The organism is Pseudomonas sp. D5(2026) (genome assembly GCF_057766845.1).
Map to the genome: position 1 here is coordinate 5,483,465 of NZ_CM173421.1, position 14,540 is coordinate 5,498,004.

11 protein-coding genes are annotated in these 14,540 nt (G+C 62.6%); 5 read left to right on the forward strand and 6 right to left on the reverse strand.

Annotation, left to right across the window (positions count from 1 at the left end):
• Positions 1–53: 53 nt before the first annotated feature.
• Positions 54–944: a LysR family transcriptional regulator gene (locus tag AC3B5Q_RS25225; protein WP_101196330.1), complete on the forward strand. Its 891-nt coding sequence runs from the start codon at positions 54–56 to the stop codon at positions 942–944.
• Between the two features lie 102 nt (positions 945–1,046).
• Entirely contained in the window at positions 1,047–2,441 is a 1,395-nt protein-coding gene (hglS, locus tag AC3B5Q_RS25230; protein WP_021785224.1) for a 2-oxoadipate dioxygenase/decarboxylase HglS, read from the forward strand.
• A gap of 258 nt (positions 2,442–2,699) precedes the next feature.
• On the opposite strand, the gene AC3B5Q_RS25235 is transcribed toward hglS, so the two are convergent.
• Positions 2,700–3,626 carry a LysR substrate-binding domain-containing protein gene (locus AC3B5Q_RS25235; protein ID WP_103443643.1) on the reverse strand — a complete coding sequence of 309 codons (927 nt, stop codon included), beginning with the start codon at positions 3,624–3,626 and terminating at the stop codon, positions 2,700–2,702.
• A 155-nt stretch (positions 3,627–3,781) separates the two neighbouring features.
• Here AC3B5Q_RS25235 and AC3B5Q_RS25240 point away from each other — a divergent pair, with 155 nt between their 5' ends.
• Complete coding sequence (locus AC3B5Q_RS25240; protein ID WP_488392775.1) at positions 3,782–5,170, forward strand: NorM family multidrug efflux MATE transporter; 1,389 nt, start codon at positions 3,782–3,784, stop codon at positions 5,168–5,170.
• A 97-nt stretch (positions 5,171–5,267) separates the two neighbouring features.
• Here the strand turns inward: AC3B5Q_RS25240 and AC3B5Q_RS25245 are convergent, their stop codons facing one another.
• Positions 5,268–6,935, reverse strand: coding sequence for a putative bifunctional diguanylate cyclase/phosphodiesterase (locus AC3B5Q_RS25245; protein ID WP_021785227.1), 1,668 nt, complete (start codon positions 6,933–6,935; stop codon positions 5,268–5,270).
• Between the two features lie 295 nt (positions 6,936–7,230).
• Between AC3B5Q_RS25245 and rep the strand changes: the two genes are divergently transcribed.
• Entirely contained in the window at positions 7,231–9,240 is a 2,010-nt protein-coding gene (rep, locus tag AC3B5Q_RS25250; RefSeq protein ID WP_021785228.1) for a DNA helicase Rep, read from the forward strand.
• A 111-nt stretch (positions 9,241–9,351) separates the two neighbouring features.
• Positions 9,352–9,924, forward strand: coding sequence for a xanthine phosphoribosyltransferase (locus AC3B5Q_RS25255; protein WP_003253535.1), 573 nt, complete (start codon positions 9,352–9,354; stop codon positions 9,922–9,924).
• Between the two features lie 109 nt (positions 9,925–10,033).
• On the opposite strand, the gene AC3B5Q_RS25260 is transcribed toward AC3B5Q_RS25255, so the two are convergent.
• The 4 genes from AC3B5Q_RS25260 to alr all read right to left on the reverse strand — a co-directional run bounded on the left by AC3B5Q_RS25260 (position 10,034) and on the right by alr (position 14,404).
• A complete protein-coding gene (locus tag AC3B5Q_RS25260) occupies positions 10,034–11,893 on the reverse strand; it encodes an acetyl-CoA hydrolase/transferase C-terminal domain-containing protein (RefSeq protein WP_103469573.1) in 1,860 nt (619 codons plus the stop codon).
• Between the two features lie 222 nt (positions 11,894–12,115).
• Positions 12,116–12,520, reverse strand: coding sequence for a c-type cytochrome (locus tag AC3B5Q_RS25265; RefSeq protein WP_103469650.1), 405 nt, complete (start codon positions 12,518–12,520; stop codon positions 12,116–12,118).
• Positions 12,521–12,674: 154 nt separating this feature from the next.
• Positions 12,675–13,223: a type II toxin-antitoxin system RelB family anti-toxin gene (gene relB, locus AC3B5Q_RS25270; protein ID WP_021785230.1), complete on the reverse strand. Its 549-nt coding sequence runs from the start codon at positions 13,221–13,223 to the stop codon at positions 12,675–12,677.
• 107 nt (positions 13,224–13,330) lie between these two features.
• Positions 13,331–14,404, reverse strand: coding sequence for an alanine racemase (gene alr / locus AC3B5Q_RS25275; RefSeq protein WP_488392776.1), 1,074 nt, complete (start codon positions 14,402–14,404; stop codon positions 13,331–13,333).
• Positions 14,405–14,540: the final 136 nt, after the last annotated feature.

The window sequence follows — 14,540 nt, forward strand, 5'->3', positions numbered from 1 at the left end:
CTTTATTCCGCATATCATTCCGTCAGGTAATGATTTGAGCCGCAGAGACCGCTATGTCAAAACGCCTGGTACCCTCCATGACCGCCCTGCAGTGCTTTGAAGCTGCAGCCCGCCATCTGAGTTTTACCCGTGCTGCCGAAGAACTGCACCTGACCCAGAGCGCGGTCAGCAAGCAGGTGGCACAGCTGGAGGACATGCTGCGCCACCACCTGTTCCTGCGCATCCGCCGGCGCTTGCAGCTGACGCCGGCCGGCAGCCTGTACCTGGCCGAGGTCAACAAGATCCTCACCCAGGTGGACATGTCCAGCCGCTACGTACTCACCTACGGCGAGCAGACCGAGATATTGAAGGTAGCCACTCAACCGAGTTTTGGCGTGCGCTGGTTGATCCCGCACCTGAAGGGTTTTGGCAAACGGCACAGCAATATCCACTTGGACATTCGCAACGAGATGGAGCCGTTCGCCCTGCTGCAAGGCTCGGCTGACGTGGTGTTCTTCTATGGCCAGGGCACCTGGCCGGGAGCCACGTGCGTGGAGTTGTTCCGTGAAGAGGTGGTGCCGGTGTGTGCGCCAGAGCTGCTGGCCGGACGCAGGCTGGCCGGTGCCGAGGAGCTGGCCGAACTGGTGCTGCTGCAAAGCACCTCGCGGCCGGAGGCCTGGCATGAGTGGTTCCTGGAGCAAGGCCTGCAAAGCGTCAGCGCCTACCACGGGCCGCGCTTCGATACGTTCTATATGGCGTTGAGCGCGGCGCAGGCCGGGTGCGGGGTGGCGCTGGTGCCGCGCTACCTGGCTGCGAAGGAGCTGGCCGACGGTAGCCTGGTGGTGCCGTGGAACCACGCGATGCGCAGTGCAGGGGCGCATTACCTGGCGTATGCCGAGCATGCGGCGGAAGTGCCCAAGGTGCGGGCGCTGGTGGAGTGGATCCACGAACAGCTACAGGCTTGAGGTCGATCAAAAAAGGAATGACACACTCACTTTTTTTCGCTTGTGAGCAAAGTGCATTCCCAGCTTTCATGTAAGCGTCCGAACCCAACCAGGAAGCTAGCGATGCCAGCCCACGATTTCGTCAGCCCAGACAGCATCCGCGCGCAGTTCTCTGCCGCCATGTCGCTCATGTACAAACAGGAAGTGCCGCTGTACGGCACGCTGCTGGAGCTGGTGAGCGAAATCAACCAGCAGGTAATGGCCCAGCAACCCGAAGTGGCCGAGGCCCTGCGCTGGACCGGCGAAATAGAGCGCCTGGACCAGGAACGCCACGGCGCCATCCGCGTCGGCACCGCCGAAGAACTGGCCACCATCGCCCGCCTGTTCGCGGTCATGGGCATGCAGCCGGTCGGCTACTATGACCTCAGCTCCGCTGGCGTACCGGTGCATTCCACCGCCTTCCGCGCGGTGCACGAGCAATCGCTGCATGTCAGCCCGTTCCGTGTGTTCACCTCGCTGCTGCGCCTGGAGCTGATCGACAACCCGCAGTTGCGCGAGCTGGCACAGGGCATCCTGGCCAAGCGCCAGATCTTCACCGCCCGCGCCCTCGAACTGATCGCCCAGTGTGAGCGCGAGGGTGGTCTTGACGCCGCGGATGCAGAGACGTTCGTGCAGGAGGCGCTGCACACCTTCCGCTGGCACCAGGATGCTACCGTCACGGCCGAGCAATACCAGCAGCTGCACGACCAACACCGCCTGATCGCCGATGTGGTGGCCTTCAAGGGCCCGCACATCAACCACCTGACCCCGCGCACCCTGGATATCGATGCAATCCAGCTCGGCATGCCGGCCAAGGGCATCCCGCCGAAGGCCGTGGTTGAAGGCCCGCCCACCCGCCGCCACCCGATCCTGCTGCGCCAGACCAGCTTCAAGGCCCTGCAGGAAACGGTCGCCTTCATCGACCAGCAAGGCAGCAAAGGCAGCCACACCGCACGCTTTGGCGAAATCGAGCAACGCGGCGCGGCGCTGACGCCGAAAGGTCGCCAGCTCTACGACAAGTTGCTCGACGCTACCCGCGCTGCGCTGGGTGGCGCTCCGGCCGAAGCCAATGCCGAGCGTTACATGGCGCTGCTGCAGGCAAACTTTGCCGAGTTCCCGGATGACCTGGCGCAGATGCGCGAACAAGGTCTTGCATATTTCCGCTACTTCGCCACTGAGAAAGGCTTGGCCGCACGCGACCAGAAAGGCCGCCCGACCACCCTGCAAGGGCTGATCGACGCGGGCCATGTGCATTTCGAGGCGCTGGTGTACGAGGACTTCCTGCCGGTGAGTGCGGCGGGGATCTTCCAGTCCAACCTGGGCGACGATGCGCAGGCCGAATACGGCAGCAACGCCAACCGCGAAGCGTTCGAAGCCGCGCTGGGGTTGCAGGTACAGGATGAGCTGGCGCTGTATGCGCAAAGCGAGCGCCGGTCGCTGGAGGCCTGTGCACAGGCGTTGAACCTGGGCTCGATATAAAACTGTACCGGCCTCTTCGCGGGCAAGCCCGCTCCCACAGGTACCGTGTCGGGCCAAGGCATACGATAGACCTGTCGGAGCGGCCTCTTCGCGGGCTTGCCCGCTCCCCACAGGTACCGTGTCGGGCCAAGGCATACGATAGACCTGTGGGAGCGGCCTCTTCGCGGGCTTGCCCGCTCCCACAGGTACCGTGTCAGGTCAAGACATACGATAGACCTGTGGGAGCGGGCGAGCCCGCGAAGAGGCCGGTGCAGATGATCAAAGACGCGGCAGGATTTCCACATCCGGCAAATCCATCGCCGCCACCTCGTCTTCCAGAAACGCACTCAATCGCCGCAAACGCTCGCCACCCGGGCGTGTACGCGGCCACACCAGGTAGTAATCCATGCCGCTGGGCACCGCTATCGGCCATGGCAGGCTCAAGCGTTTCTGCGCCACATCTTCGGCCACCATCAGCAAATCGCCCATGGATATTCCGTAGCCACGCGCCGCAGCAATCATGCCCAGCTCCAGGGTGTCGAACACCTGGCCACCCTTGAGCGACACCTTGTCGCCAAGCCCCATACGCTCCAGCCATTCCCGCCAGTCACGCTTGTCCACCGTGGGGTGTAGCAGTTCGACAGAGGCCAGCCTACACACATCCCAGGGCTCCTCGTCGAGCAGGTCCGGCGCACCGACCGGGATCAGTAACTCAGGGAACAGCTTGCGTACCTCCCACTCCGCCGGGAACACCCCGTCACTGAGCAAAACCGCGCAATCGAACGGCTCCTGGTTGAAGTCCACATGGTCGACATCCATCCAGGCACTGGTCAGTTGCACCTCATTGCCCGGCTGCAGGTGGCGAAAGCGGCTAAGGCACGCCAGCAACCAGCGCATGGTCAAGGTCGAGGGGGCTTTCATACGCAGTATGTCGTCTTCACCACACAAGGTTTCGCAGGCCCGCTCAAACGCCGCAAAGCCCTCGCGCACGCCCGGCAGCAGTACCCGCCCCGCTTCGGTAAGTTGCAGGCTGCGGCCACTGCGCACGAACAGGCGGCAGGCAAAATGCTCTTCCAACGTACGGATATGCCGGCTGATGGCGCTTTGGGTGATAGAAAGCTCTTCGCCCGCACGGGTGAAGGAGCTTAGCCGCGCGGCAGCTTCGAATGCGCGCAGGGCATACAGCGGTGGTAGCTGGCGTGGCATGAGGCTCCTGCAATATGGGCGTGTGAAGCAAATCAGCGAGAAACCTATATACATGAGTTCAACTCATGCCAACTATCGTTTTTATCCTTTTGTGCAAAGTTGACCGAAGCCTCAGAATCGCCGTTCGTTGATCACCCAGAATGAAGGACTGCCCCATGCACGTCGCGCCCACCACAGAACTCAAGGCTTTGCTGCGCCTGGCCGGGCCGCTGATTGCCTCGCAGTTGGCGCACATGCTGATGGTGCTGACCGACACCCTGATGATGGCCCGCATCAGCCCTCAGGCTTTGGCAGGTGGTGGCCTGGGGGCAGCCAGCTATTCGTTCGTATCGATCTTCTGCCTGGGCGTGATCGCCGCAGTCGGCACCCTGGTAGCGATTCGCAAGGGCGCCAACGACATCGAAGGCGCCACGCGCCTGGCGCAGAACGGCCTGTGGCTGGCCTGGGGCCTGGCGTTGTTCGCCGCGCTGGTGCTGTGGAACCTTGAACCGGTGCTGCTGCTGTTCGGGCAAAAGCCCGAGAACGTGGCGTCGGCTGCGCAATTCCTTACCCTGCTGCCGCTGGCCCTGCCCGGCTATCTGACCTTCATGGCCTTGCGTGGCTTCACCAGCGCGCTGGGCCGCTCGACCCCGGTGATGGTCATCAGCCTGGTAGGCACGGTGCTCAACTACCTGTTCAACGTGGCGCTGATCGAAGGCATGTTCGGCCTGCCCAAGCTTGGGCTGATGGGTATCGGACTGGTCACTGCTGTGGTGTCGATGGGCATGGCCATCGCGCTGGCGTTGTACATCCGCTGGCACCCGGCCTATGCCGCCTACCCGCTGCGCAAGGGCCTGTCACGCCCATCACTGGCGGCCCTGCGTGAACTGTGGCGGCTGGGCCTGCCGATTGGCGGTACCTACATGGTGGAAGTGGGCCTGTTCGCCTTTGCCGCGCTGTGCATGGGCGTACTGGGCAGCACCGAGCTGGCGGCGCACCAGATTGCCCTGCAGATCGTGTCCACGGCGTTCATGGTGCCGACCGGGTTGTCGTACGCAGTAACCATGCGCGTAGGCCTGTACTACGGCGCTGGCAACCTGCTGGCGGCACGCAGCGCCGGGCGGGTGGGCATCGGGTTCGGGGCAATGATCATGTTTGCCTTCGCCGCCCTGTTCCTGCTGCTGCCCGAAGCGCTGGTGGGGCTGTTTATCGACCGTAATGACCCGGCCTTTGCCGCGATCTTCCAGGTGGCCGTGCAGTTGTTGATGGTGGCGGCGTGGTTCGAACTGTTCGACGGCATGCAGACGATTGCCATGGGCTCGATCCGTGGGCTGAAAGATGCCAAGACCACCTTCCTGATCGGGCTGGTGTGCTATTGGCTGGTGGGGGCGCCTAGCGCCTGGTTGTTCACCTTTACCCTGGGCAGTGGTGCAGTAGGGATCTGGTGGGGGCTGGCGCTTGGGCTGGCGTGCGCGGCGGTGGCGCTGACCTTTGGCTTTGAATGGCGGATGAAGCGGTTGCTGGGGAAGGCGGGGGCTGCCGGAAAGGCGATGGCTTCGGCCTGACTTGCGGGCCTCTTCGCGGGTAAACCCGCTCCTACAGGATTGCGCAGGCTCAAAACTGCGCGGACCCTGTGGGAGCGGGCGTGCCCGCGAAAGGGCCCTAAAGGACAGCCTCCAACTGGCGGCCGGGCGCCTGCAGCAAATACGCCATCAATTCCTCTATCGGTAGCGGTTTGCTGACCAGGAAACCTTGCACCTGGTCGCAGCCAAACCCGCGCAACAACGCCAGCTGCTCTTCACTCTCCACCCCCTCGGCCACTACCTCAAGGCTGAGGTTGTGTGCCAGGTTGATCATGGCGTGCACCAGCTTGCGGTTCTCTTCACGCATTTCCATTTCCGCAACAAAGCTGCGGTCCACCTTGAGCAAGGCGATCGGCAAGCTGTTGAGGTGCACGAACGAAGAAAACCCGGTGCCGAAATCATCGAGCGAGAAGCGCACGCCCAGGCGACCCAGCGCGTCCATGGTCTGGCGCACCACCTCGTTGCGGCGCATCACCGCCGTCTCGGTCAGCTCGAACTCAAGCCAGCGGGCATCCACACCGTGCTCAAGGATCAGGCGACTCAAGGTGGCCAGTAGCTGGCTGTCCTGAAACTGACGGAAGCTCAGGTTGACCGCCATGTGCAGCGGTTCCAGACCGCGCTCGCACAGTGCCTGCATGTCACGCAGGGCACGGGAAATAACCCAGTAGCCCAAGGGCACGATCAGGCCGCTCTGCTCGGCCAGTGGCACGAACTCGCTGGGCGGCAGCAGCCCGCGCTCGGCATGGCGCCAGCGCACCAGCGCCTCCAGGCCAACAATGCGCCCGTCGGCCAGGTTAAGGCGGGGCTGATAATGCAGCTCCAGCTCGTCGCGGCGCAGGGCGCGGCGCAATTCGCCTTCCAGGTCGGCAAGGCTGCGGGCGTTGCGGTTGATGCGTTCGTTGAACACATGGAAGGTGCAGCCCTGGCTGCTCTTGGCCTGACGCATGGCGATATGCGCGTGCCACATCAGCGGATCGGCGCCGCTCTGTGCGCGAGCATGGGCCAGGCCCAGGCTGCAGCCCAGCAACAGGCTTTCGCCGTCGATCCAGTAAGGTTCGGCCAAGGCCTCGACGATGCGTTCGGCCATCCATTCGGCGCGGTTGGCATCTCGGCGGGTATCGATCAGCAGGGCGAACTCGTCGCTGCCCAGGCGCGCCAACTGGTCGCCCGCTTCCAGCTGATGCTTCAGCCGTGCCACCACCTGCAGGATCAACCGGTCACCGCACTGGTGGCCGAGGGCGTCGTTGACGTGGCGGAAGTTGTCCAGGTCCAGGTGGCCAAGCGCAACACCACGGCCGTCGTTTTCGGCCAGGCGCGCATTGAGCAAAGCCTGGAAGCCCTGGCGGTTGGCGATGCCGGTCAGCGGGTCCTGCTCGGCCAGGCGCTGCAAGGTGGCGACCAGCACACCGCGCTCTCGCACATGGCGCAGTGAGCGGCGCAGGTTATCGGCGTTGAGCTGGTCGCGTACCAGCCAGTCGCTGACAGCGCTGGGCGCCGCCTCAGGCTCGTGGTCAAGCAGCAGGATGGTCGGCAGCTCGCAACGCCCGGGGGCGGGCTGCAAGCCTGGCGTTGCCAGCACGACGGCCTGGCGATCATGACTGAACAGGCTGTCGACCGCCTCCCAGTTTGGCGCAGTCAGTAGCACGGCGCTGCCACCCAGTGCAGGCATGCAGGCGTGCAACAAGGCGGCCCATTCCGGCTCATCGGCCAACAGCAGCAAACGCAGAGGTTCGACAGGCGTGGACAAGCGGGCTCCTTAGGGCTTCACGGTGCAACGAGACTGGCGGGTATGCCACTGTATTCAATGAAAATGATTTTCAATTTTATACATGTTTTTCGGGTGTAGCATCCCGACGTATTTTGTCGTGCATCCTGCGCGAAACAGCACAAACCGGCAAATATGATTTTTTCAGCTACTAGCATTAGTGGCACTAATAGTGAGACGGACATAAAGTCTGACTCAGACGTCAGACGGTCGCGCCACAACGGCCCCATGCCTGTTAGAATGCGCGGCTATTTTCTGGCGACCCCCGGTTTCTAGCATGTCCCGACTCAATCCCCGGCAGCAGGAAGCCCGTGACTATGTCGGCGGCCCTCTTTTGGTGCTCGCCGGTGCAGGTTCGGGCAAGACCAGCGTGATCACGCGCAAGATTGCCCACCTCATCCAGAACTGCGGCATCCGCGCCCAGTACATCGTGGCGATGACCTTTACCAACAAGGCCGCGCGCGAGATGAAGGAGCGGGTTGCCACCTTGCTGCGCCCGGGGGAAGGCCGTGGCCTGACCGTGTGTACGTTCCACAACCTTGGCCTGAACATCATCCGCAAGGAACACGAGCGCCTGGGCTACAAGCCGGGTTTCTCGATCTTCGACGAGTCTGACATCAAAGCGCTGCTGTCGGACATCATGCAGAAGGAATACTCCGGCGACGACGGCATCGACGAGATCAAGAACATGATCGGTGCCTGGAAGAACGACCTTATCCTGCCACCAGAGGCCCTGGAAAAAGCGCGCAACCCACGCGAGCAGACCGCAGCCATCGTCTACACCCACTATCAGCGCACGCTCAAGGCGTTCAACGCGGTGGACTTCGACGACCTGATCCTGCTGCCGGTCAAACTGTTCCAGGAGCACCCCGAGGTGCTGGAGCGCTGGCAAAACCGTGTGCGCTACCTGCTGGTAGACGAATATCAGGACACCAACGCCAGCCAGTACCTGCTGGTGAAGATGCTGATCGGCATGCGCAACCAGTTCACCGTGGTAGGCGACGACGACCAGTCGATCTACGCCTGGCGTGGTGCACGCCCTGAGAACCTGATGCTGCTCAAGGAGGACTACCCCTCCCTGAAGATCGTCATGCTCGAGCAGAACTACCGCTCCACCAGCCGCATCCTGCGCTGTGCCAACGTGTTGATCGCCAACAACCCGCATGCGTTCGAGAAACAGCTGTGGAGCGAAATGGGCGTGGGCGACGAGATCCGCGTGATCCGCTGCAAGAACGAGGAAGCCGAGGCCGAACGCGTGGCCATGGAAATCCTCACCTTGCACCTGCGCACCAACCGCCCGTACAGCGACTTCGCCATCCTCTACCGCGGCAACTACCAGGCCAAGCTGATCGAACTGAAGCTGCAGCACCACCAGGTACCGTATCGTCTGTCGGGTGGTAACAGTTTCTTTGGCCGCCAGGAGGTCAAGGACCTGATGGCCTACCTGCGCCTGCTGGTGAACCCGGACGATGACAACGCCTACCTGCGTGTGATCAACGTACCGCGCCGGGAAATCGGCTCCACCACCCTGGAAAAGCTCGGTAATTACGCCACTGAGCGCGGTATATCGATGTACGCCGCCAGCGAGGAGCTGGGCCTGGGCGAGCATCTGGACGCCCGCTACACCGAGCGCTTGCAGCGCTTCAAGCATTGGCTGGATGGGGTACGCCACAAGGTCGCCCTGGAAGATCCTATTGCCGCGCTGCACGAGATGATCCGCGACATCGACTACGAGAACTGGATCCGCCAGCAGACCGCCAGCGACAAGGCCGCAGAGTTCCGCATCAGCAACGTGTGGTTCCTGGTGGAAGCGCTGAAAAACACCCTCGAGAAGGACGAAGAGGGTGACATGACCATCGAAGACGCCATCGGCAAACTGGTGCTGCGCGACATGCTCGAGCGCCAGCAGGAAGAAGAAGAGAACGCCGAAGGTGTGCAGATGATGACCCTGCATGCCTCCAAGGGCCTGGAGTTCCCGTACGTGTTCATCATGGGCATGGAAGAGGAAATCCTCCCGCACCGCTCCAGCATCGAGGCCGACACCATCGAAGAGGAACGCCGCCTGGCCTACGTGGGCATCACCCGCGCGCGCCAGACCCTGGCCTTCACCTTCGCCGCCAAGCGCAAGCAGTACGGTGAAATCATCGACTGCACGCCCAGCCGGTTCCTCGACGAACTGCCTCCGGACGACCTGGCCTGGGAGGGCCTGGACGATGCGCCGGTCGAGGTGAAGGCCGCACGCGGCAACAACGCCTTGGCCGATATCCGGGCAATGCTCAAACGCTGATCAACCATTACTCTTTAACTTTGCCGCTGTTAGCGGCCACGGTGGTCTGTATGGCCGATTTGAGCTCACAAATCGGCCATACAGACCACTATCTACATCGAGGAAATCACAGTGGAAGCACTGCATCAGAAGATTCGCGAAGAAGGCATCGTGCTTTCCGATCAGGTTCTCAAAGTCGACGCGTTTCTCAACCACCAGATCGATCCGGCGCTGATGCAGCTGATCGGTGACGAGTTTGCCCGCCTGTTCGCCGATGCCGGCGTGACCAAGATCGTCACCATCGAAGCCTCGGGCATTGCCCCAGCGGTAATGACCGGTCTGAAACTGGGTGTGCCGGTCATCTTCGCTCGCAAGCACCAGTCGCTGACCCTGACCGAAAACCTGCTGACCGCCTCGGTGTATTCCTTCACCAAGCAGACCGAGAACACTGTGGCCATTTCGCCGCGCCACCTCAACAGCAGCGACCGCGTGCTGGTGATCGACGACTTCCTGGCCAACGGCAAGGCCTCGCAGGCGCTGATCTCGATCATCAAGCAGGCTGGCGCCACCGTGGCGGGCCTGGGCATTGTGATCGAGAAGTCGTTCCAGGGCGGCCGTGCCGAGCTGGACAGCCAGGGCTACCGCGTTGAATCGCTGGCCCGGGTGAAGTCGCTGGAAGGTGGTGTAGTCAGCTTCATCGAGTAAACGCGACACCTGCTTCGCGGGCACGCCCGCTCCCACAGGTGCAGCACAGGTCTCGAACGCTGTGCCGTACCTGTGGGAGCGGGCATGCCCGCGAATGGCCGCAACCCTTTTATCTGGTTGCCGCCAGCCCCGCCAACAACAAGCGCTGGTAAAGTTCTTCTTTAAGCCCCTGCGGCTGCCCCAACTGCATCCGCTCCAGGTGGCTTTCATACCCCTCCGGCCCCGGTGCATCCAACGCTGCCTTGCCCAGCTCCAGCACCTCGCTCAGCTTGAACTTGCTCTTCAACCAGTTCAGCGCCCGCAACAGATCCCGCTCCTCGGCCGTAAAGTCCGTGCCCATTGGATACTCCGGGAACAGCCGCGCATGCCGCGTCCGGATCGTTTCCAGCCGCTGCGGCGTATTGTCGGTGAAGCGAGCGTCCAGCTGAAAGCCCTTGGCCAGCTTGCCGGCCTCTTTTGCCTGCTCGATGAGCCCCTGCTGGAACCGCGAATCGCTCACTGCCAGCAACCGCGCAATCACCTCGCTGTCGGTCTGCCCACGCAAGTCAGCGATACCGTACTCGGTCACCACGATATCGCGCAGGTGCCGGGGGATGGTGCAGTGGCCATAGGTCCAGAACAGGTTTGAGGTCACCTCCCCGCCTGACTCGCGCCAGCTGCGCAAAAGCAGAATCGAACGTGCACCTTCCAGCGCATGGCCCTGGGCGACAAAGTTGTACTGCCCGCCCACGCCGCTGAGCACACGGCCGTCTTCAAGTTGATCAGCCACCCCGGCGCCGAGCAAGGTCATGGCAAACGCAGTGTTGATAAACCGCGCATCACGGCGTTGGCGGCGCTTGAGTTCCTCCTGCCCATATAGCTCGTTGATGAAGCTGATGCGGGTCATGGCAAAATGTGCGCGCTGCTCCAGCGGCATCTCGCGCAAGCGCTGATAGAACGCTTGCGGGCCGAGGAAAAAGCCGCCATGCAGTATTGCGCCCTGCTCGTCCGCCGGGCGTCGTAGCAACCCTGCTTCGGCCAGCACCAGCAGGCCATTGACGAACATCTCGCTGCAGCCGTACAGGCCTTGGGCAAACGTCCCTAGCCCCCCTTCGCGTTCGATCAGCGCATGCCAGGGGCCAACATCCAGCTCATCAAGCACGGCTCGGTAGCCTGCGTTGTCACCTTGGCGAGCCAGCAACGCGGCGGCAACTGCATCACCCATGGCCCCGATGCCGATCTGCAGGGTGCCGCCATCGCGCACCAACGTGCTGGCGTGCAAGCCAATGCAGTGGTCCTGGATGCCGACCGGCATGTTCGGCGTAGAGAACAGCCGTCGCTGCTCCGCTTCATCAATCAGCAGGTCGAATGCCTCCATGCTCAGTTCCGAATCGCCTGGCATATAGGGCAGTTCGGCATGCACCTGGCCCAGCATGAGGATGGTTTCGCCAGCCGCGCGCCGCTTGGCAATCATCGGCAGCAGGTCGAGGGTGATGTCTGGGTTGCAGGCCAGGCTCAGGTGCACGGGCTTTTCAGGGGTGGCGGCGACCAACTGGGCGATCAGGTTCAGGCCCTTGGCGTTGATATCGCGTGCGGCGTGGCTGTAGTTGCTGCTGACGTAGTCCTGCTGCGCCGATTCGCTGTGCAGCAGGCTACCGGGCTGCATGAAGAACTGTTCGACACGGATGTTGGGCGGCAGGCTGTCGTTGCGCAGGTCTGCGAGGTAGCTGAGCTCTTCGTAGTCCGCGAACACTCGCTCGACGAAGGGTTCGAGAAAGCGCCGCTGCAGGCCATCGCCCAGTGGCGGGCGGCCGAGGGAAAGTGCGGTATAGATGGTCAGGCGCCGTTCGGGCAGCTCGCGTACGCGGGCGTAAAGCGCGTTGACGAAGGCGTTGGGTTTCCCCAGACCCAAAGGCAGGCCCATATGGATATGGGTTGGCAGCCGGGACAAGACCTGCTCGACAGCCTGGTCGATGGAGCAGAGGTGCATCTGGGCCTCCTGAAACATCCACGGGTTCAGGGGTTGGACATAGGGCTGAAGTAATTGGTTGCCTGTACCGGCCCTTTCGCGGGCAAGCCCGCTCCCACAGGATTAACACAACCTTCAGGTCCTGCGGAGTACCTTTGGGAGCGGGCGTGCCCGCGAAGAGGCCGAGACAACAAAAAACAAAGCCCGCCATTAACGGCGGGCCTCATGCAATTCAGCTGTAAATCACAGCCCGGACATTTTCTTGATCGCCCCTTTCAGGTCTTCATCCGTACAGTCTGCACAGGTGCCCTTTGGCGGCATGGCGTTGATGCCGGTAATGGCCTTGGCCAGGATGCCATCCAGGCCGCCCTGGTGGTCGGCGCGTTCTTTCCACGCGGCGGTGTCACCAATTTTAGGCGCGCCGAGCAACCCGCTGCCATGGCAGGCATTGCAGTGCTTGGCGATGATTTCATCCGGCGTCTTGGCTCCCCCGCCACCCGCTGCAGCGGCCACTTCCATGCCTTTGCACTCTTGGCCCTGGACGCACACCTGGCCAACCGGTTCCAGGCGTTTGGCGATGTCGTCATTGGTCGCAGCGGTTGCGCTCATTGCCCAGAGGGCGAATACGGCTGCTGGTACGGCCAGCATCTTCTTGATTTGATTCACGCGAACACCCTCATGGTGGCTAATCACGCTCGCGGCCACGGATCGGCGAGCGTTGAAAAGTATAGCGGGAACCCAGAGGCCGTGAAACGACCCCACACAGGAAAGGGGTATTGCCGACTCAATGCACTGCGCTGGATCAAAAGTTTGAAGGCGTCGCCGCACTGATCAGCCGCGCCGGCTGGTCGAACGGGTTGCGAAAGCGGTGCGGGCGGGTGCTTTCGAAGTAGTAGCTGTCGCCCTCTTCGAGAACGAAAATCTCGTTGCCGACCACCAGTTCCAGGCGGCCTTCAAGCAGGATACCGGTCTCCTCGCCGTCGTGGGTAAGCATCTCGGCACCGGTGTCCGCGCCTGGCGGGTACACCTCGGTCAGAAAAGCGATTGCGCGGTTGGGGTGCGACTTACCAACCAGCTTCATGGTTACCGCTCCATCCGAGATATCGATCAGCTCGTGGGCCTTGTAGACGATCTGAGTGGGGCTTTCGGGCTCCAGCTCGACCGAAAAGAATTCGACCATGGACATGGGAATGCCGCTCAGCACTTTGCGCAGCGAGCTGATAGAGGGGCTTACGCTGTTCTTCTCGATCATCGAGATGGTGCTGTTGGTCACGCCAGCACGCTTGGCGAGTTCGCGCTGCGACAGGCCCTTGAGCTTGCGGATGGCTTGCAGTCGTTCGCCGACGTCCAAAGCTGGAGCCTCCTGGAACAGTGGGAAGGGGGTGGATGTGAACGATATCATGGCAATGCCGTTCAGTATTTACAACACACCGCCCCCAACCTGTCCGCTTCAGCGTGTCATTCGCCGATGTAGTCCCGTGGTACTCGCTTCAGGTTGCAGAAGATCTGGTACGGAATGGTGCCCGCATGCGCGGCCACCTCACTGGCCAGCACCTGCTTGCCCCATAGTTCTACCGGGCTGCCGACAGCGGCTTCCGGTACGTCGGTGAGGTCGATGCTGAGCATGTCCATCGACACCCGGCCGATCAGCTGAGTGCGCTTGCCGGCGACCAGCACCGGAGTGCCGTTGGGCGCCTGGCGCGGGTAGCCATCGGCATAGCCCATGGCTACCACACCCACGCGAGTCGGCCGAGGGCTGACGAACTTGGCACCATAGCCCACCGGCTCGCCGGCAGGTAGCTCACGCACGCTGATCACCCGCGATTGCAGGGTCATCATCGGTTGCAGGCGTGCGGCCTCGGCCTGCGCCACTTCGAACGGCGTGGCGCCGTACAGCATCAGGCCTGGGCGCACCCAGTCGCTGGGCGCTTGCGGCCAGCCCAGCACGCCGGGTGAGTTACGCAGGCTGCATTCGGCGGCCAGGCCCTGTCGGGCAGCTTCGAACACGGCGATCTGCTGGGAGGTGGCGTCAGCGTCCAGTTCGTCGGCGCGAGCGAAGTGGCTCATCAACACGATGCGCGAAACCTTGCCACTGGCCAACAGTCGCTGGTAGGCGTCGTGGTAGTCCTTGGGGTGCAGGCCAACGCGGTGCATGCCACTGTCCAGCTTCAGCCAGACGGTGAGCGGCTTGTGCAGCGGGGTTTTCTCGATGGCTTCCAGCTGCCACAGCGAGTGCACCACGCACCACAGGTCGTGCTCGGCGATCAGCGCCAGTTCGCTGGCTTCGAAAAAACCTTCCAGCAGCAGCACCGGGGCTTTGATACCGGCAGCGCGCAGCTCCAGCGCCTCTTCGATGCAGGCCACGGCAAAGCCGTCGGCTTCGGCCTCCAGGGCCAGGGCGCAGCGCACGGCGCCGTGGCCATAGGCGTCGGCCTTGATCACGGCGAGGGCTTTGGCACCCGTCAGTTCACGGGCCAGACGGTAGTTATGGCGCAGGGCCTGGAGGTCGATCAGGGCGCGGGCGGGACGCATGGCGGCTGCCTTATGGTGTTCGGGTTGAAATCGGTGGTGGATTCTTCGCGGGCTTGCCCGCTCCCACAAGTACTGCACAGCTTTCAAAAGCTGTGGTGTTCCTGTGGGAGCGGGCAAGCCCGCGAATGGGCCGGCA